General features: G+C 42.4%; 14 protein-coding genes, 14 tRNA genes, 2 rRNA genes and 2 pseudogenes (1 of these 32 running past the window's edge). 4 read left to right on the forward strand and 28 right to left on the reverse strand.

Annotated features, from left to right (window positions below; genetic code table 11):
• Positions 1–192: 192 nt before the first annotated feature.
• From NST18_RS12115 to NST18_RS12125, 3 genes are all read right to left on the reverse strand, one after another.
• Positions 193–1,374, reverse strand: a complete 1,182-nt coding sequence (locus NST18_RS12115) for an IS701-like element ISBsm1 family transposase (protein ID WP_088223322.1) — start codon at positions 1,372–1,374, stop codon at positions 193–195.
• Between the two features lie 372 nt (positions 1,375–1,746).
• Positions 1,747–3,120, reverse strand: coding sequence for an IS1380 family transposase (locus tag NST18_RS12120; RefSeq protein WP_088223305.1), 1,374 nt, complete (start codon positions 3,118–3,120; stop codon positions 1,747–1,749).
• 278 nt (positions 3,121–3,398) lie between these two features.
• A complete protein-coding gene (locus tag NST18_RS12125) occupies positions 3,399–4,565 on the reverse strand; it encodes an IS256 family transposase (protein WP_340721470.1) in 1,167 nt (388 codons plus the stop codon).
• Between the two features lie 118 nt (positions 4,566–4,683).
• Between NST18_RS12125 and NST18_RS12130 the strand changes: the two genes are divergently transcribed.
• Positions 4,684–5,352, forward strand: a complete 669-nt coding sequence (locus NST18_RS12130) for a 5-methylcytosine restriction system specificity protein McrC (protein WP_340721648.1) — start codon at positions 4,684–4,686, stop codon at positions 5,350–5,352.
• Between the two features lie 219 nt (positions 5,353–5,571).
• Here the strand turns inward: NST18_RS12130 and NST18_RS12135 are convergent, their stop codons facing one another.
• Entirely contained in the window at positions 5,572–5,868 is a 297-nt protein-coding gene (locus tag NST18_RS12135) for a hypothetical protein (protein WP_340721471.1), read from the reverse strand.
• Between the two features lie 13 nt (positions 5,869–5,881).
• Here NST18_RS12135 and tnpC point away from each other — a divergent pair, with 13 nt between their 5' ends.
• A complete protein-coding gene (tnpC, locus tag NST18_RS12140) occupies positions 5,882–7,330 on the forward strand; it encodes an IS66 family transposase (RefSeq protein ID WP_340721183.1) in 1,449 nt (482 codons plus the stop codon).
• Between the two features lie 69 nt (positions 7,331–7,399).
• On the opposite strand, the gene NST18_RS12145 is transcribed toward tnpC, so the two are convergent.
• On the reverse strand, positions 7,400–7,696 hold the full coding sequence (locus NST18_RS12145; RefSeq protein WP_340721472.1) for a hypothetical protein: 297 nt from the start codon (positions 7,694–7,696) through the stop codon (positions 7,400–7,402).
• Positions 7,697–8,017: 321 nt separating this feature from the next.
• On the reverse strand, positions 8,018–8,278 hold the full coding sequence (locus NST18_RS12150) for a hypothetical protein (RefSeq protein ID WP_111646563.1): 261 nt from the start codon (positions 8,276–8,278) through the stop codon (positions 8,018–8,020).
• A 219-nt stretch (positions 8,279–8,497) separates the two neighbouring features.
• On the opposite strand from NST18_RS12150, the gene NST18_RS12155 reads away from it, so the two are divergent.
• Positions 8,498–10,120, forward strand: coding sequence for a recombinase family protein (locus NST18_RS12155; protein ID WP_192954374.1), 1,623 nt, complete (start codon positions 8,498–8,500; stop codon positions 10,118–10,120).
• Positions 10,121–10,189: 69 nt separating this feature from the next.
• On the opposite strand, the pseudogene NST18_RS12160 reads toward NST18_RS12155, so the two are convergent.
• The 4 genes and pseudogenes from NST18_RS12160 to queG form a co-directional block, all read right to left on the reverse strand.
• Positions 10,190–11,062: pseudogene (locus NST18_RS12160) on the reverse strand (protein prkA); the annotation flags it as partial.
• Positions 11,063–11,343: 281 nt separating this feature from the next.
• Positions 11,344–11,817 carry a tRNA (uridine(34)/cytosine(34)/5-carboxymethylaminomethyluridine(34)-2'-O)-methyltransferase TrmL gene (gene trmL, locus NST18_RS12165; RefSeq protein WP_004892264.1) on the reverse strand — a complete coding sequence of 158 codons (474 nt, stop codon included), beginning with the start codon at positions 11,815–11,817 and terminating at the stop codon, positions 11,344–11,346.
• 11 nt (positions 11,818–11,828) lie between these two features.
• A complete protein-coding gene (locus tag NST18_RS12170) occupies positions 11,829–12,686 on the reverse strand; it encodes an amidase domain-containing protein (RefSeq protein ID WP_340721473.1) in 858 nt (285 codons plus the stop codon).
• 57 nt (positions 12,687–12,743) lie between these two features.
• Positions 12,744–13,880 carry a tRNA epoxyqueuosine(34) reductase QueG gene (gene queG, locus NST18_RS12175; protein WP_004892267.1) on the reverse strand — a complete coding sequence of 379 codons (1,137 nt, stop codon included), beginning with the start codon at positions 13,878–13,880 and terminating at the stop codon, positions 12,744–12,746.
• Between the two features lie 61 nt (positions 13,881–13,941).
• On the opposite strand from queG, the gene NST18_RS12180 reads away from it, so the two are divergent.
• Positions 13,942–14,604 carry a B3/B4 domain-containing protein gene (locus tag NST18_RS12180; RefSeq protein ID WP_164875866.1) on the forward strand — a complete coding sequence of 221 codons (663 nt, stop codon included), beginning with the start codon at positions 13,942–13,944 and terminating at the stop codon, positions 14,602–14,604.
• An 81-nt stretch (positions 14,605–14,685) separates the two neighbouring features.
• Here the strand turns inward: NST18_RS12180 and NST18_RS12185 are convergent.
• The 18 genes and pseudogenes from NST18_RS12185 to NST18_RS12270 all read right to left on the reverse strand — a co-directional run.
• Positions 14,686–14,759, reverse strand: a tRNA-Gly gene (locus tag NST18_RS12185).
• Positions 14,760–15,201: 442 nt separating this feature from the next.
• Positions 15,202–15,871: pseudogene (locus NST18_RS12190) on the reverse strand (IS982 family transposase); the annotation flags it as partial.
• 295 nt (positions 15,872–16,166) lie between these two features.
• The gene (locus tag NST18_RS12195; protein ID WP_051035038.1) at positions 16,167–16,547 is read right to left on the reverse strand and encodes a hypothetical protein; all 381 of its coding nucleotides are present in this window, start codon (positions 16,545–16,547) and stop codon (positions 16,167–16,169) included.
• A gap of 115 nt (positions 16,548–16,662) precedes the next feature.
• Positions 16,663–16,746, reverse strand: a tRNA-Leu gene (locus NST18_RS12200).
• A gap of 51 nt (positions 16,747–16,797) precedes the next feature.
• Positions 16,798–16,883 (reverse strand) — tRNA-Leu (locus tag NST18_RS12205).
• 10 nt (positions 16,884–16,893) lie between these two features.
• Positions 16,894–16,967, reverse strand: a tRNA-Cys gene (locus NST18_RS12210).
• Between the two features lie 11 nt (positions 16,968–16,978).
• A tRNA-Gly gene (locus tag NST18_RS12215) sits at positions 16,979–17,050 on the reverse strand.
• A 5-nt stretch (positions 17,051–17,055) separates the two neighbouring features.
• A tRNA-Gln gene (locus NST18_RS12220) sits at positions 17,056–17,130 on the reverse strand.
• 17 nt (positions 17,131–17,147) lie between these two features.
• Positions 17,148–17,223 (reverse strand) — tRNA-His (locus tag NST18_RS12225).
• Between the two features lie 9 nt (positions 17,224–17,232).
• Positions 17,233–17,306 (reverse strand) — tRNA-Trp (locus NST18_RS12230).
• Positions 17,307–17,316: 10 nt separating this feature from the next.
• Positions 17,317–17,401: transfer RNA gene (locus NST18_RS12235), tRNA-Tyr, on the reverse strand.
• Between the two features lie 5 nt (positions 17,402–17,406).
• Positions 17,407–17,482, reverse strand: a tRNA-Thr gene (locus NST18_RS12240).
• Positions 17,483–17,493: 11 nt separating this feature from the next.
• A tRNA-Phe gene (locus NST18_RS12245) sits at positions 17,494–17,569 on the reverse strand.
• Between the two features lie 23 nt (positions 17,570–17,592).
• A tRNA-Asp gene (locus NST18_RS12250) sits at positions 17,593–17,668 on the reverse strand.
• 4 nt (positions 17,669–17,672) lie between these two features.
• Positions 17,673–17,749, reverse strand: a tRNA-Met gene (locus NST18_RS12255).
• A 28-nt stretch (positions 17,750–17,777) separates the two neighbouring features.
• Positions 17,778–17,853 (reverse strand) — tRNA-Val (locus tag NST18_RS12260).
• Between the two features lie 10 nt (positions 17,854–17,863).
• Positions 17,864–17,980 (reverse strand): 5S ribosomal RNA (rrf, locus tag NST18_RS12265).
• A 247-nt stretch (positions 17,981–18,227) separates the two neighbouring features.
• Positions 18,228–19,438, reverse strand: a 23S ribosomal RNA gene (locus tag NST18_RS12270) (it continues 1,715 nt past the right edge of the window).

Genomic DNA, 19,438 nt, shown 5'->3' on the forward strand with positions numbered 1-19,438 from the left:
TATAAAAAATTAAAAACAGAGTGATTGCCCCATTTTCAATCTTCCATTATATAAATAGCCTCTTCTTGATTTATTTCTTCGCTTCCCATTGTTAAAAATTCCATTAACTACTTTCATCATTAATAAAATACTGTAGATGAGCAATTTTCATAACAATAATTACCATGTAAAAAGAAACAAACAGGGTAACCCTTATGCCACATGGAGCTGTTTTTTCACGGTATCAATGGGAATATTTTGTTTCGCTGCACAGTAAATGAACTCCACGAGGCTATGTCCTTTTCTCTTGCGCAAGAGATCGAGCCCATCAGAAAAATCGCTGTTCGACTCGAATAGGCTGTACACGTAAGCAAGCTGCACCAAGATCCAGTAGCGTTTCACCGCTCGAACCTGACGAACACGGTACCCATCGAGCTTCAGCTGGTCTTTCGCTTGTCGAAAAAAGCATTCGATCGACCAGCGTTGGGCATAGTGGCGCAAGATGTCTTCATCGCTTAGCTCCCGGTCGGTGCTCAAGACGCAGTGAAGATGTTCCGATGTCATCGGCTGATTGGCTTTCCAAGCGAGCAGCACCACCGCATGGTCGAGACCGTTGAGCGCTCCTTCGTAACGATAGACGCGATAATGCTCTTCTCCCACCGTGACGAGGTGAGTGTCATTCGGTTCGATGGAGCGGGCCAACTGCTTCGCTTGGACGGCAACGCCGTTCGGATAGAGAATCCGGTTCGTCTTGAGCATCGCGATGACGTGGAATCCTTTTTTCAGACAAGCTTCCACGAGCGCTTTCGATGGATACCACGAATCCATCAGCACATAAACGGGACGGCGTACATCCAACGAAGAAAGCATCTCGATTGCGAGTTCCCCTTTGCTTTTTCCCGCCGTCTTGTCGTAGAGGCGGAAGGCAAAGGGAAACGCCTGGGTTGCAGTATGAACCATGAACCAAACAAGAGAATGGCCCCAAATCGATTTTTTCTCTGAGTGAGAGTAGTGCCAATCACATCCCTGAATCGCGTGTGTTGCCCGTGACGAAGGCTTGGTTTTTTGGCAAATCGTATCATCGATCGAAACAAACAAGGGTTGATTCTCCTGTTTGGCGATGCGTTCGACACGACGAAGGATCCACTGCTGGAGTTTATGAAGCAGCGCCTCTTCCTCCCATGGGCTTTTCGTGAAAAAATGGCTGAGTGTCGTGCGGTGGTTCGGATGAAAGCTCCCATGATGAAGATCGGTCAATGTTCCCGAAAATCCCTTCGTGATCATCGCATCCACGATATGAACGAGATGCTTCATAACGGGTTTTGAAAAATAAAGGGCCAACCCCAACATCGTGAAAAACTTGTGAATTCCTTGATGATGTGCTAATCTATTCATGAGACATGAACCTCCTTGTGAATGGTTTGGTAGCACATCTATTCTAATCAAGGAATCGGGTTCATGTCTCCTTTTTTGTTTCGATGTAAATTTATGTTAGTGATTTTGCTCATCTACAGTAAAATAATCATTACAACAATTAAAATGATTGTGAATAATTATAACCTGAATCCGTGATGGTTGGAAATCAACTTTGATTTTGGTGTTAGTTCTATGGATATATGATCCATACATCCCTTTTTTTGATGATTCCCTGCACCACTTTCATGTTTGAAAACGAGATAAATCCTCTTTTATGGAGATACAAACCAAAAAAGAGACAAAAAAAGTACAGGGGGGAGTGATGGATATGAGTACCCGAACATCTGTTTGTTATCTTGCCTCTTTCCATTTTTGATACACATTCAGTAGGAGTATACTGTACCCACTCCTTCGCGTCAGTTTCATCCAGATCTGTCGTGATCGGCGGACGAGTCGACCTGCCATCGTGATCACCGTCTGAATGATCGTCTTGATGCGGCGGCGTTTCACTTTATGATGTAATGGATGTCTCGGATCGCTTAATAGATCTTGTCCAATCAGGCGAAGAAGGTTGTACACGAATGCTCCCATGACTAACACGAGCGCATTCGTTTTCATCTTCCCTGATGGAAGTCGCTCTAAATCTAAGTCGCTTTTCAGTTCGCTATGAAACTGTTCGCATGTCGCATGATCGTGATACAATGCGAGCACATCACTCATTCGAACATGCTCGTATCCTTCGAGGCGCACCCAGTAGCTTTCGACTTCGTAATCAGGAACGAGCATCAGCTGTCCATTTCGTTCCATCGTTCGTTCCGTCACTTGGGTGACTTGAACGTACGTATACGTGTGTCCATCGATTGCTGCTGTCTGTGGAAGGCATAACTCATACGTTTGTACTCCTTCTGTTTGTCCATCATCGACGCGTCTGCCCTTTTGCGAAGCGATCTGGAACCAAAGCGCTTTCGATTCTCGGCGTAAGTTTCGCTTGATGACAAAGTCCACGTCTTCCTTTAGACATACGTGCACATTCGCTTCCGCATCGTTCCCTGCATCCATGCGGACAAGCAGACGAGACGAGGTCAGCGGACGAGCTCGACGGATGGCGGTAGTTAAAAACGAAGGCATGTTGTCTTGTACATGTTGTTTCCCTGGACGCAGCTCGGCATGAACGATATACCCTTCCTTCCCTGCGTACGCAAACAACGGCGTAAAACCGTCAAATCCTTTATACGTTCGACTCACTCCTTCTTTTTTCGTATCGGAGTTATCAAATGGGGAAGCATCTATATCAAGGGGAAGCCATGTCGTTTTCCCTTTCGTCCAACAAGCGGACAAGGTAGCGTGTTGTCGAACCAACAGACGCATCGATTCCTCCCAAATGATGGTTTCGGTCATCGGGAGACAAGCGAGCTGATCGAGACGCTGTCGCAACGTTGGGGAGGAAGGTACGTGCCGAATGCCCATTGATGTCGAAAAGATATCGTCCTGACGATACGCTTCGATATGATCAAAATCCGTTTTTCCTGTGGCAAGCAAGCCGATCATCGAGCGAATGACGTCGCTATGGGAAATGTGCACATCTCGACGAACCGTTGGGAGCCGAAGTGCGTTTACTCGTTTATCCAGCTTCGTTTGGTGCAGTAAGTAGCCCACGAGAGCAAGCCCAGCACTTGGAGTAATCGCTTCATCTGTCAATACAAACCGAATCGGGAAATCTTTCATCACATTCACCTACTTGATGAAGAGTCGTCAACGTCGTTTTCCCTTATCGTATCAACGGTTTGCGACCATTGTAAAGATGTTTTGTCACGGATTCAGGTATAAATAATTGTGGATAATCGGTACCGTCAAGAATTTTGTGTAATGTAAAATAGATAGGGTATCTCTGAAATAGATTTAGAATAGAGGGGAGACTGGTTTCCTCCACACAAGAGACTGAATATTCAGTCTCTTGTGTGGAAAGGGAGAATCCCCTTATTTTGTTTATTTACAATATTTGGTTAACAATAACGTTCTTCAAACATTCGTTGAAGGGCTTCATGCGCTTCGGCAAATCCTCGCAACTTTCGCCCTGCCCATTTCTCATTAAAATCTTGAATGGTCAAATACACGATTTTTTCAGCGGCTTCTAAACTATTCAAACTGTTCATCGGTTTTAGGCGTTTCCGAATTTCCTTGATCGTTCGTTCGATGGCATTGGTCGTATAAATCACACTTCGAATACTGCTTGGATAATCCATAAATGTAAGGAGGACATCCAACTCATTGGCCCAAGATTGAACTTCTCTCGGATACTTGCTGGACCATTTCGACTCAAACTGTTGAAACATTTGTAACGCCATCTCCTTATTCGGCGCGCGATAAATCAGTTTGAGATCCTCTGCCACTTCAAATTGATCTTTTTTCCGAACACGGCTGAGGGTGTTACGGACTTTGTGAACGACACAACGCTGCACATCGGCTTTCGGATAAACCGCCTTAAAGGCTTCCTCCAACCCCGGTAGTCCATCGAATACGCCCAGAAGCACTTCCTTGACGCCTCTTTGATAGAGGTGTTGAAGGATTTCCTGCCATACATAGGCGCTTTCTTGTCCTCCCACAAAGAAATCAAGAATTTCGCGATATCCTTCTTCGTTCACCCCTAACACCACATAAATGACTTCTTTCTCCACGGTTTCGCGACGAAGTTTTACGTATAAACCATCCAAATATAAAACCGAATAACGCTGATGTAGAGGACGATTGTGCCATTTCTCGATGTCTTCCTTCACTACATCGGTAATACGACTGATTGTCGTTGGAGAATAGGCATTTCCTAAAATTCGTTCGATAAACTTGCCAATTTCCCTCGTACTCATGCCACTTTGATACATTTTGATGACGGCTTCCTCGAGCCAACCAGTATGACGTTGGTAAGGGGCAAACAGCTGCGTTTGAAATTCCCCATTTCGATCCCTTGGGACCAAAAGGCCTTCAATTCGGCCATATTGCGTATCTAGATTTCGTTGATAGTAGCCGTTTCTCATATTGGATGTGTCCGCCTGTTCGATTTCGAGGAAATGTTTGATTTCTTCCCGCATAATCAGCTCTAATTTTTCCTTCACAAACTGACGAATGACACTTTCCAGTTGATTTGCCCAGTCTACATTCGGTATACTTTTAGACATAGGTAGGGTACTCCTTTCTCTAAGATTTTTGGTTCAAATCAGAGAATACCCTACCTTTTTTCTTTTTGCCTAGCAAAATGCTTTACACAAAATTTTATACATCATCCAAAATAGAACAATTGCTCAAAATATTATTCATACATTAGCAGATGTTAGTAATATCTATATCACTAAGGATACATTTTCATTAATTAGGGAAGATCGACTTCTAGGAGAATATTCTAAACTCTTGCGACTCGCTAAAATGTTTTTGGAGGGTCACTCATTTGATATTTCCGACTCTCATTATAAAGATAATTTTATTTTTAACATAGATATGAATATCGTATTCCAAGAGTATATTTATGAATTAATTAAGGAATTTTCAACTGATATATTTGAACAGGTAAGTGTTTTTTCTCAATATGGTAAATCACATTTAATATACGATAAAAATGATAAAGGGTCTTTTCTTCTAAAACCAGACATAGCATTGGTAAGTAACAAGCGTGTAATCATTCTCATTGATACTAAATACAAAATTCTCCGTAAAGAACAAAGAAGAAGTGGTGTCAGTGACCAAGATGTATATCAAATGTTTGGTTATTACCATAAATATGGGAAACCGAAAATTTATCTCTTGTATCCTAAATATACTGACGACATAAGCATTGCTTACAAATTCGAAAATCAAGAAATGGAAAAACTCTTTATTAATACTATTGATTTGTCTAAAGAGTTATATCTTCCAGAAGGAGAACTTGCTGTTTTAAATCAATTAAAAGAGATTTTTTCATCAGATTCCTAAAGAAGAAAAAAAGTGACTTGCTCTTTATTTATTATTCTTGGTAGTTATAAATGTTCTTACACAATTTTGATGAATAAAAAGTATTGAACAAGGTAAATCAGACATTCATTAACTAAAATTCAACATTTGCAACCAAAAACCTTCAAAAAATCAATTCCAAATAAAAAAGAGACCACCATTAACAAGTGGTCTCTTCATTCTTTACACAACCTATTCACTTTAAAGTCCAAACTGCTCGCAAATGTTGTTTAAGTTTCTCGCAAGAATCTTATTTCTGCTAATTGCCTTTTTGTATTTTGTTTTAAGGCGGTGCCATTGAGCATTTGTTCTTTTGGAATAAACGGTAAAAGCATCAATTTTATTACCGTTGTTTTCTATTTCAAAAATGCAATATTTAGAGTTAAACTTATCAATCTCTACCACAATGAAATGGAATCCGTAACTATTCAGCCACATCATAAAGTGAGCTGAATATTTTCTTCTTTCCTTGTCTATGATGTGAATATTGATAGACAAGGAGGTGAATCGCATGTTGACGGTACAACAAGCTGTATTTACAGTTGAAAGCTTAATCAGCAAAGTTCAACAACAAAAACAGCTCATTCATCAACTCGTTCAAGAAAATGAACATTTGCGTCACGAAATCAAACAGCTGCGCAAAGAAAATGAACAACTGAAGTATCGCGTTCAAGAGCTGGAAGCACGCACGAAAAAAAACAGCTCCAATAGCCATTTGCCCCCATCTTCTGACCGTTTTGCCAACACACGTTCTTCTCGTCAACCATCTGGCAACAAGCCAGGCGGACAAGAAGGACATCAAGGAACGACGCTCCGTCAAGTGGAACATCCACATCATCGTGTCGTCCACCGTGTGCATACGTGTCAAGGATGTGGGGTTTCTTTGCGTGACGTCAAACCGTTCAAAGTCGATATCCGTCAAGTGTTTGATGTCCCTCCTGTGGCGATCGAGGTGACACAACATGAACGTGAAGTGAAATCGTGTCCGCATTGTCGATGCGTGCAACAAGCCGAATTCCCATCCCATGTCACGAATCATGTGCAATACGGTCCACGCCTTACTGCGCTCGTTGTTTATTTACATCATATCCAATTGATCCCGTACAAGCGTTTAAGTGATACAATCGAAGCGTTATATCAACACTCGATTAGTACAGGAACCCTTGCCAATATGGTGAAACGAGGACGCGAAGCGCTGGAATCAAATATGGACATCATCGAAGACGCCTTACTTGAATCCAACATCCTGCATGTCGATGAAACGAGTTTGCGCATCAATGGGAAACTCGCATGGGTGCATGTCGCGTGTACATCGAGATATACATACTTGGCTTCTCACGCTTCTCGTGGAAAGAAAGCAACGGATGAGATCGGGATTCTTCCACAATACAAAGGGACGATGATGCACGATGGGTTCGGTACGTATCCGAAATACACACATGCCACCCATGCCCTTTGTCATGCCCACCATTTGCGTGAGTTAAAAGGATTCATCGAACAAGGGCATACGTGGGCGATGCGCATGACCACGTTTCTGTTAGCCGCCAAGCAAGCCGTCGAAGCCCATCACGGTGCACTTTCCGAAGAAGAAGCGAGACGGTGGGAACGAGTGTATGATCGCATCCTAGAAAGAGCACAACATCGATTGGAAACGATGACACCTCTTCCGAAAAAAGCACTCGCTTTTGTTCGACGGCTTCAGAAACGAAAGGAAGAAGCGTTGCGTTTCTTACGTGAAGTACATGTTCCCTTTGACAACAACCAAGCCGAACGCGATCTTCGCATGGTTAAAGTCAAAGAGAACATTTCGGGTACGTTTCGCGAAGAAACATTCGCGCAGTCGTTTTGCATCGCAAGAAGCATCGTTTCCACACTGACGAAACACGAAAAAAACGTGTGGGATTCGTTATGTCTTCTGTTGACGGGTGACACGCTCGATCGTGTTCTTTCTACCACTTAGGGCATTTTCTATTACGGGGATGTCCTATTTGTGTTGCGCTTCTTTACATACTACTATCGGGATGAATAGTTACTGGAATCCCTTTTGTATGAACAAATCAATGATGTCTCTGTTAAATATTTCAATATCATGTACAACAATTGTATCAATTTGATCTTTCTTAAGTTTTTCGATAAAATACTCTGCGCATTTTGGGTTATCTTTATATGAAAGATACCCGCCTACAGTTAATCCTGTAGTTTCAATTAATAAAGAAATCACCACTCGGGATTCTAAGTATAAATCAATGCTGTTGTCGTAAGATGGAGCAAGATGTACGAGATAACCTACTTTTTTTCCGTTCTTATCAAATTGACTTTTTTGCATAAAAAACTCCTCCTTTTTAAACACAAAAATTATAAAAATACATAATACCCCCATATAAACAGGCACAGATATCCTTATATGTGCACATATTCAACTATTAAATGCGGTGTATTATATATTTTTTCTTCTCCGTGTATTAAAAAGAAGGAGATATCGTATAAATATAAACGTTAAAATTCCCGTATATTAAACAACAAACCATTTATTATATATAAAAATATACCAATATATAACAATATACTAAAATTAGATTGCTTTTATGATACTACATCATAAACTTCTTGTAAAGGTCCAATATTCAATTTTTATCTTCTTCTACTATTACCAATCATTTTGCCTTACTCTCCTGTCCATCAATATTGCAAACAAATAAGACGGAGCCTGCAAGTGCTGTACAGGTACAGTATTTTCTAACGGTACATATTTTAGTGCTTCTTTAAAAGTATTTTTTGATATTGAGCGATTAGTTCTGCTTAACTCAATAGAATTTCCCTTAACTTTGTACGTAAACTCTCCTCCACGAATTTGCTTGAAAACTTGACCTTCACATTCCTTTATTCTTTCCCATACGATTTCAATCATCCTATCCCCTCCCCCTTGTAACAAAAATTCTAAAAATATATTGAGTTCATATATTAATTATACCAAACACCTAATCTTAGGTTATTTTATACAAAAATCCCAATTCCCATTTTCTTGTGTGTTTATAGCAATAACTATTGTGTTTTTGTATGTGCTACATATGTATATTTAGTAGTATAATAGTCGTTAAACACATACCAAAACAGGGGGAATGGGTATATGGATAGTAAGTTACCATCCAGCGTTAAGTATATATACGCTTATATCCGTCGTTCTCGACAAGACTTGGAACGGGAAAAAAAGACAGATCAGGATACACTAGCAGAACAGCGCGCGTTATTGGAAAGAATCTTAAACGAACGATACCAGCATTACGACTGGGATTTATACGAAGAAGTAGGGAGCGGTGCAGATGCTATTGAGGAACGGCCTGTTTTTCGACATATTATTGAAGAGTTGCAAAAAGTAAAACCACGCACAGTTGCTATAATGGTCAAAGATATAAGCCGTCTGGGGCGTGGTTCATATGAGCAGATGGGGTTTCTAGAAAAAATCATATTAGAAAAATGCATTTACATTATAACTCCATTCCAAACATTTGATCCTCTTGATGATAACGATATGGAATACATTAAATTCCATATGTTCTTCGCCAATATGGAATATAGCAAAATAACGCGACGAATGCGGGAAGCGCGCTATACATATGCGGTACAAGGCAGATGGATGACGGGTGGTGGCGGGATTCCGTATGGATATAAGTTTAATAGTTTTACCCAGAGATTAGAACCTGATGAAGAAACCGCATGGGTAGTGCGAAAGATTTTTGATTACTATGTAAATCATCGTATTGGTTACAATGCTATTAGTACAAAACTTAGGGAAGAAGGAATTCCTTCTCCAATAGGAAAAACATATTGGAAGCCCATGGTTATTAGACGAATATTGAGAAACCCCGTTTATATTGGCACCGTACAATTTAGAACCACACGACTTAGAAATAAGAAAAAAATAAAACTGGAGGAAAAAGACTGGATAGTAGCAGAAAATGCCCATCCTCCATTGATTGACAAACAAACTTTTGAAAAAGCGGCTGAAATCATGGAAGAAAATAAAAACAGTCCTAAGGTCAGATTAGATTTTGAGCCTCAACCACTAGCAGGACTTATCGTTTGTTCAAGTTGCGGAAATAAAATGCAAAGGCAGTACTCTAGACAATACTATACGAAAAAAGACGGTACACAGTCTGTATATGACAAAGAATTTCTAAATTGTTTGGCTTGCAGGGTTTATATGAAGTATAGAACTGTAGAACAAGAAATTCTCCGCATCCTGCAAGAAGATTTCATTAATGTCGATACTGAAATATTAAGACAAAGGCTTGAAGAAATGATTGACTTAGATAAAATGAAACAGAAAAATTCTGTTAATCCAACTGACCGAGTTTTACTCATACAAAAACAGTTAGAAAGTCTGGATGGTGAATTGACTGCTTTGCGGAGAATGTTGCGGAAAGGACAAATAACAGATGAGGAATATGAAAAAGATCGTGCAGAAATTTTAAAACAAAAAGAGGAAAAAGAAAGACAACTTTATTTTTTGCAAGCAGAAACACATAAGGAGCAAATTGAAGAAGTAAATGTTGAGTCTATACAGCAAGGATTTAAAACTTTGTATGACTTGTATGTAAACGGTGATTTATCTAAAGGTGAAAAGAATGAAATTTTACGAGGGATCTTTGATTACATTGTGTTAGAAAAAACAGGTAAAGGGAAATTTAATCTGCATGCTTACATTAACCCTAAAATCATTTTAAACACTATCTCCTCTGCTTCCCACTAAAGGGAAGTTTTTTTATTTTTTGGTCATATTTGTTTTTACGCTTTTATATATTTTTAGTAGATATCAAATAACAACCAATTCATCAGCACTAATAAGTGCAAAACGTCCCGCTTTAAAATTTCCTTCTTGCGTCAAAGAAAGTAAATGCCATAAAAATTTTTCATCACATTTCAGCATCTCTTGAAATTCCATAATGCCGCGATTTGCTTTGTTTAACTCCCCATCAAAGCGATATGCGCGCGGATCCGATTCGGACCCATATTGAGCAATCGTTGAAAAATCAATGCTTCCTGTTAAATCAGCAATATCTTGGGACTTCGGATCGGATGGGCTGAACGTCCCGATTCCAACACGTTTATCTTCTGAGAAAAAGATGCGTTCAACCATCACATCTTCAATGCGCCCACCGTATTCTTTTTCAAGCCGCATCATGTTTAATGGAGATAAGTTTCCTTCGATACGAATACCGTACTCTTTATAAAACTCGTCGCGTAAATGGTGCGGGATTAAATGAAGCGGATCTTCGTGCATCGGACATCCTTTAATGGCATATACAGCACCACGATCGGTATATGAGTACGCCTCAAGCCCTCTCTTTAACATCGTCACAAGCGTCGATTTTCCGCCGCTTACTGGCCCCATTAACAACAAAATACGTTTTCGAACATCTAATCGTTTCGCAGCTGGATGAAAATATTCTTCTACAAGACGCTCTAGCGCTTCCTCAAGTCCAAACAACTGGCCGCTAAAAAAGTTGTATTTTTTCTTCCCATCCACTTCTTCTACGCCCGCATCTTTGATCATATTGTAAACGCGAGAATGAGCAGACTGAGCTACCCATGGCTTTTCTTTTACGATTTCTAAATATTCCGCAAATGTCCCTTCCCACTTTAACTTCTGTTCTTCTTCTCTATATTTTTGTATTTTTTTTAAAATGTCCATACACGGACCTCCTCCACCGTTGTGATCTAGCATTGTGATTAATACCATATGTATGCAAGGATGTCCGGGATCATTCGTGAAAGAATGACTTTCATCCCGACATGCAATTAAGCTATAATGAAAACGTGGACATTTGTTGTCACTTCATCAAGGGAGGAGATTGTATATGAAGACGCTTCTCATTCTTGGCGTAATCGCTGCCTTTTTGGTGGCGATCTTCACCGCAGGATATAATGATAAGCCAGAAGTAAAAAATTAAGCGACTTTCATTCGAAAGTCGCTTAAAATACGTTTGGAAAGTTTTGTTGTCTTAACGCTTCATACACGAGGATAGCAGCTGTGTTCGATAAATTGAGCGAACGGACGTATTCATTCATCGGAATACGCAAACAACGTTCCATGTTATTTTCAATTAAATCTTTCGGCAATCCGCTTGTTTCGCGACCAAAAACGAAAAAGTAGTCTTTCGTTTGATCGCTATAGTCAAAAGAGGTGTAATATTTTTCTCCAAACTTCGTAATAAAGAAAAATTGACCTTCCTTATATTTTTCGAAAAGCTCTTGTAATGAATCGTAATAATGAACGTTAACATACTCCCAATAATCTAATCCGGCACGCTTTAACATTTTGTCATCAGTTGAAAATCCGAGCGGTCGAATTAAATGTAATGACGTTCCTGTCGCCGCGCACGTACGCGCGATATTTCCTGTGTTTGCTGGAATTTCTGGTTGATATAAAACGACATGTAAAGCCACATTCTTCACTCCTATATTCGATCAATAATATGAAAAAACTTATATTGAATATTCGGCGTATAAGCGGTTGAATCCTCGTATGACCAATAACGCATTCTACTATTGGACGTATGGGCATTGACGAGAGGCATCCCTTGTTTATCTTTCGCGACAACGATCGTCGTGTGATCGAATCGTCCGTCCCCTTGAAAATCATAACAAATGACGTCACCAAGAGACAACTGTTCCGGCGATTTTTTTTCAACTGCTTGAATACCTGTTTTCGTTCCACTTAAATACCAACGAAATGCATGTGCAACCGTCCACGTATAGCTCCAATCGTTTTCTCGCATCCACCATCCTTTCGTTTTATTTGGATATCCGATCATCGGAATACCGCCCGCATGCAAACATTGAGAAACGAAATTTGTGCAATCAACATGGAATTGATGAAACGCGGGGTTATAACCATTCCACCATACTTCAGCATATCGTACTGCGGCTAATCGATCATACGTATAACGAACTCGTTCATCTTCATGACGTTCTTGTTTTTTTTCAACTTGTTCCGTCTCCATGTTAGGCAAAAGCGGGCGATCACTCACAAGCTCACGTCGTTCAAATATTGCTTCACGCATCTCTTGTTCCTCTTCAACATACATCCACCCGTCTTGCCAAATAAAAAAACGGAAATGAACGATGTAGCGGACGAACGTGTGAGAGGCAATATGTTTCTTTTCTATTACGACTCCTTTTCCTTCGCATTTCACAAGCTTCGCCTGTCGCTTCGCCAGCAGTTGCTTTTTTCGTTCCATTTCCTCATCCGTCACATTAGCCGCAAAAAAGGAACGAATACGCTGATCGAGAAGGGCGTGTAGCTGTTTTCTCATCTCGCTCACCACTTTTTCGTTTTTTAATACGTTATGTCAGAGATGAAAGAAAAACAACTACACATTTTCAAGCATCGCTAACGCGTTATCAATTTCTCGAATAACGTCCTCATCTTGTTCTTTTTCTTTTGCTTGCTGGAGCATCGGCACAACTTTACGATTTCCGATTTTCCCAAGCGCCCACGCGGCCGTTCCACGAATGACTGGACGTGAATCTTTTTGAAGCAATATCAATAAATCGTCGATGGCACTTTCATCTTTGTAATGAGCCAATGCAATGATCGCATTCCGTTGAATCGGTTTTTTTCCGCGCCATGCCCCAGAGAGGTGTCCAAACGTTTCTTTAAATTGGCGACTCGTCATATGAAGAAGTGGTTTTAATAGCGGTTTCACCACTTCTGGATCCGGCTCCATCTCTGGATGGAAATGAAAGTCTTTTCCTTTATTTTTCGGACAAACAAGTTGACACGTATCACATCCGTACAATCGATTACCAATTTTATCGCGAAACTCATCAGGAATAAACGTTTTCGTTTGCGTTAAAAAAGCGATACATCGTTTCGCATTCAACTGTCCCCCTTGCACAAGCGCTCCTGTCGGACAAGCATCAATGCAGCGCGTGCATGTCCCACATTGGTCTTCGATTGGCGTATCAGGAGGAAACGGGATATTTGTAATCATTTCTCCTAAATATACGTACGATCCAAACTCTGGCGTAATAATTGAGCAGTTTTTCCCACTCCATCCGATCCCTGCTCGTTCGGCTACTGCACGATCCGATAATTCTCCTGTATCTACCATTGATTTTACTTTTGCATCTGGTACACGTTCTAAAATAAATTGTTCTAATTTTTGTAAGCGATCGCGTAAAACAACATGATAATCTTGTCCCCAAGATGCTCGACAAAAAATGCCTCTTCGTTCTGTTTTCGTGCTTCGCGGTGCGTTTTTTAGCTTCGACGGATACGCGAGGGCAATTGCAATAATAGAACGTGCTTCTGGAAGCAATAAAGATGGGGTTGTCCGCTTTTCAATATCAGGCTCTTCAAATCCCGATTCATATCCGAGTTGTTGTTGTTGACGCAATCGCTCTTTTAGTTCAAAAAATGGATCCGCATGAGCAAAACCAATTTTATCAATACCGATTGTTCGGCTATATTGAATGATTTCTTCTTTTAGCGCTTCAACGTCCATCCCTGAATCCCTCCTTTCTTCGTTGTTTATGTTACAATGTAAAGAAAAAGGAGTGAACGATATGTTAACCATTTGTGACACAATAAAACAGCGCGTATCCCATTTTAAAATCGGTGTCCTTACATACGATCAAATCGTCGTCGGTCCGTCCCCCAACATGTTGAAAGGGAAACTTCGCCAATTTCAAGAGTTGCTATATTTTGATATGGAACAAACTCCGTTGGCTGAATGGCCAGAAGTAAAAGAATGGCGGTCTGTATTTAAACAAATTGGCACAGATCCGAGCCGATATCGTCCTTCATCGGAAAGTTTGCTTCGTCGCGTACAGAAGCAAAGTTTTATTCCATCCATTCACTCGGCGGCCGATGTGAATAACTTTTTTTCCTTATATTATAAACTACCGATCGGCATTTATGATCAAGATCATCTAACAGGAGATATAGCCGTCACGATCGGTACACAAGCAGATGAATATATCGGCATCAATGATCGGACGACAAATTTTGATCGAAAACTCGTCACAAAAGACGCTCAAGGCCCGTTCGGCAGTCCAATCGTTGATTCGAAACGAACAATGGTTACAGAGCAAACAACAAATGCAATTCAAATCGTATATTTTCTGCCCTCATTTACAGAAACGCAATGTGAACAAATATTGCAAGCGATGAAAGAGATGTTTATTCAAATCCATGGGGGTACAGCTCATACACAACTCATCATATAACAAATACGGGGCGAAGCGAAATAAAAAAACGCAATGCCCCGTTCATCTTCGAAACGAAACACTGCGTTGTCCCCGTATGTATGGAGCGGGTGATGGGAATCGAACCCACGACATCAGCTTGGAAGGCTGAGGTTTTACCACTAAACTACACCCGCATCATTGTATTCACTATATCCACAATTGCCCTGCACGCTCAACTATGCCTCTTCCTCTTCCCGCTTACTCAACGATGATCGGTGCGTCGAGGCAACTCGTCGCTTATTCGACGATGTGTCGCTCGTGGCTGAGGTTTTACCACTAAACTACACCCGCATGCAGAAAAAGTAGAAATTTGTCGAATCAGATGCAAAAATAAAAACAGGAATCCCTGTTTCGTAATTACGTTTTACATTATATCGACTCCCCTCGGACAAGTCAATACGTTGTTCACAACTTTTTCAAAAATGCATCACTCATCTCTTTATAACTCATTTTTCCCTATAAAATCAATGCGCGCATATATGCCTGGACAATAATAGGCATCGTGGTTACAAATGAAGAAGAGATTTGACATAACACCTTTTGGTTTCATACACAATCAAATTCATATAATCAAAAACGATGATTTTTGCGAGATGGAGTCCAAAAAGCGATTTGGTACGCTTCATACAACTTTTTTTGCAATTCGCTACTGATAAATCCTTTATCACCCAAATTAAAAGGATGAGGAATTTGGGTCATGACGGTTTCAGCTGCAGTTCGATCGTGACAGGACGCCTCCGTTACCACGTATCCCATGGGCAGTCCTTGGTTGGTCACCTGAAGATGGAGCTTAAATCCATAGTACCACTGCTTTTTCGATGCACAGAGACCGATGTCCGCGATTCCTTGAAATCGTTTGACTCGGTACATTCTTGCGGCATGGCACAACTCGAGTGGTATACTATCTACGACCGCATAGGCGTGGTGTTGTCCACGTTTGGCTAGCTCATGGCGGATCCATTTGATCGCAAAGCGCAGCGCTCGACAACGGCGATTGTATCGAGAACGTTGTAAACAAGTTCCCAGTCACAAAGCGATGCCATGCACGTTCGGAAGAGAAGCCAAGCAGCTTTCCTAAAAGATGAATAGCAATGATCACCGTATCTTCTTGTTTCACCAAATGACGATTGCGACGTTGAAGATAGAATTGAATTTGTGACAGCTGGGCAGAAACAAAAAAGAAAATGACTGCATATTGTTTTTGAATCTTTGCTTGATCTGTAGTAAAATGAAAGGGCTCTTGCATGGGAATTCTCCTTTCGAATGTTGGTTGGCACTTCCATTCTATAGGAGATCCACAAGCAAGGGCTATTTTTATGCTTACTCGATTTTATATAGCACCACGGGTTTCTAAAAAACTGAATGAAAAATCCTTTTGTTCCGCCCTACCAAGGTGCGAAATATGAGTTAGTAACAACTTGACGCGTTCGCTTTTCTTAACGAGATAATACCGCAAAAACAACAATAAAACAAGGCGGAGCGAACCGCCTTTTAGTTGTTAATCTTTCCCATCTCTTTGTTAAAATCCATGACGAGTGGCGCTATACTTCTTCCAACTGAACTTGCTTACAAATAATTTTTAACAACGGCTCTTTATAATCAAAGGTATAGATATGAAAATGGTAAAATTCGCTTGAATTTGCTTCTACATTTTCGAAGAGAATAATAGTGAACAAGCTATCAAAATGGATATCACGCCTTGACATTTCTAGTATCTCTTTTTTTATTTTGTACTCCACATCTAGGCAATCCTTAAAATGCAACGCTAATGTCCTATTTTCCTCCCTATTCTCCTGTGTATCCCAATAATAGTCTATCGTGATAGATAGGTCTAATGGATTATTCCATTTCATATCCGTTATGATACTATCCGTGAAATCAAAATGATCTTTAATTTCTTTATAGTTGTTCGCAATGATCATTTTATTCACCTACTTTCCAAAATAAAAATGCGTCAAATGTATTCGGTAAATAAAAAACAAGGGATTTCACCTTTGTGAAACCCCTTGTCCCTAAAACCTTTTCCCTATTTAACAGTGCCGATGGTGGGAGTCGAACCCACACTCCCGCAAGGGAACACGATTTTGAGTCGTGCGCGTCTGCCAGTTCCGCCACATCGGCATGGAACAATTAAATTTTATCACACAAACTTGCTTTGTCAAGCCTTTACAGTGCCGAGGGCCGGACTCGAACCGGCACGGTAGTCACCTACCGCAGGATTTTAAGTCCTGTGCGTCTGCCAATTCCGCCACCCCGGCGCATAAAAAATGGAGGCGGCAACCGGATTCGAACCGGTGGTAAAGGTTTTGCAGACCTCTGCCTTACCACTTGGCTATGCCGCCATGAAACGAAGAGCGGAAGACGGGACTCGAACCCGCGACCCCCACCTTGGCAAGGTGGTGTTCTACCACTGAACTACTTCCGCATATATGGCTGGGGTAGCTGGATTCGAACCAACGCATCACGGAGTCAAAGTCCGTTGCCTTACCGCTTGGCTATACCCCAAAATTTTCAAGCATATATGGGGCGACTAGTGGGAATCGAACCCACGAATGCCAGAGCCACAATCTGGTGCGTTAACCACTTCGCCATAGCCGCCACGTTTTTTGGCAGGGGCAGTAGGAATCGAACCCACACCGGAGGTTTTGGAGACCTCTGTTCTACCATTAAACTATGCCCCTAAAGTCAAAATGGTGGAGGGGGACGGATTCGAACCGCCGAACCCAAGGGGAGCGGATTTACAGTCCGCCGCGTTTAGCCACTTCGCTACCCCTCCGCAGATGGTGCCGGCTGCAGGACTTGAACCCGCAACCTACTGATTACAAGTCAGTTGCTCTACCAATTGAGCTAAGCCGGCATCATTTAAAATGGTGGCTCGGGACGGAATCGAACCGCCGACACAAGGATTTTCAGTCCTTTGCTCTACCGACTGAGCTACCGAGCCGTCTAAGTAATTCACTTATATAGTGGCGGTCCCGACGGGACTCGAACCCGCGATCTCCTGCGTGACAGGCAGGCATGTTAACCACTACACTACGGGACCATTTTGGTTGCGGGGGCAGGATTTGAACCTGCGACCTTCGGGTTATGAGCCCGACGAGCTACCTGGCTGCTCCACCCCGCGATGATAAAAGTAAATCAATGTTCATACATGGTGGAGGATGACGGGATCGAACCGCCGACCCCTTGCTTGTAAGGCAAGTGCTCTCCCAGCTGAGCTAATCCTCCATTGCATCTTGCCCGGCAACGTCCTACTCTCGCAGGCGGTGTCCCGCCAACTACCATCGGCGCTGGAGAGCTTAACTTCCGTGTTCGGGATGGGAACGGGTGTGACCTCTCCGCCATCGTCACCGAGCAATAATGCTTTAGACAAATGTTATTATAACGGAATATTTTTTGTTGTCAAGCATTTTTTTATTCCTTCAAAACTAGATAACAGAACAGTCGCCTTCGCTTTTCTTACTGTCTAGCTTCGAACTAACATCCTCCTACGCCTTCGCTTTTTCCGTTCGACGTGCAAGCACGTCTTCGTCAAAAGCTCTCGGCTCCGTCGGACGTTTCCTTGGCTTCGCCAAGGACCGTTCTACGCTTTTCTTGTGTGCTTAGTTAAGTCCTCGATCGATTAGTATCCGTCAGCTGCACGTGTCGCCACGCTTCCACCTCGGACCTATCTACCTTGTCATCTTCAAGGGATCTTACTCGCTTGACGCGATGGGAAATCTCATCTTGAGGGGGGCTTCACGCTTAGATGCTTTCAGCGCTTATCCCTTCCGCACATAGCTACCCAGCTGTGCTCCTGGCGGAACAACTGGTACACCAGCGGTGCGTCCATCCCGGTCCTCTCGTACTAAGGACAGCTCCTCTCAAATTTCCTACGCCCGCGACGGATAGGGACCGAACTGTCTCACGACGTTCTGAACCCAGCTCGCGTACCGCTTTAATGGGCGAACAGCCCAACCCTTGGGACCGACTACAGCCCCAGGATGCGATGAGCCGACATCGAGGTGCCAAACCTCCCCGTCGATGTGGACTCTTGGGGGAGATAAGCCTGTTATCCCCGGGGTAGCTTTTATCCGTTGAGCGATGGCCCTTCCATTCGGAACCACCGGATCACTAAGCCCGACTTTCGTCCCTGCTCGACTTGTAGGTCTCGCAGTCAAGCTCCCTTCTGCCTTTACACTCTTCGAATGATTTCCAACCATTCTGAGGGAACCTTTGGGCGCCTCCGTTACGCTTTGGGAGGCGACCGCCCCAGTCAAACTGCCCACCTGACACTGTCTCCCACCCCGATCAGGGGTGCGGGTTAGAATCTCAGTACGACAAGGGTGGTATCCCAACGGCGACTCCACCTAGACTGGCGTCCAGGCTTCTCAGTCTCCCACCTATGCTGTACATGTCGCACCAACATTCAATATCAGGCTGCAGTAAAGCTCCACGGGGTCTTTCCGTCCTGTCGCGGGTAACCTGCATCTTCACAGGTACTATGATTTCACCGGGTCTCTCGTTGAGACAGTGCCCAAGTCGTTACACCTTTCGTGCGGGTCGGAACTTACCCGACAAGGAATTTCGCTACCTTAGGACCGTTATAGTTACGGCCGCCGTTTACTGGGGCTTCGGTTCGCACCTTCGCTTGCGCTAAGCGCTCCCCTTAACCTTCCAGCACCGGGCAGGTGTCAGCCCCTATACTTCGCCTTACGGCTTCGCAGAGACCTGTGTTTTTGATAAACAGTCGCTTGGGCCTTTTCACTGCGGCTCCCCTGGGCTATTCACCCGAGGGAGCACCCCTTCTCCCGAAGTTACGGGGTCATTTTGC

The sequence above is a fragment of the Anoxybacillus sp. FSL W8-0104 genome (assembly GCF_038004465.1).
Lineage (GTDB): Bacteria > Bacillota > Bacilli > Bacillales > Anoxybacillaceae > Anoxybacillus > Anoxybacillus flavithermus_G.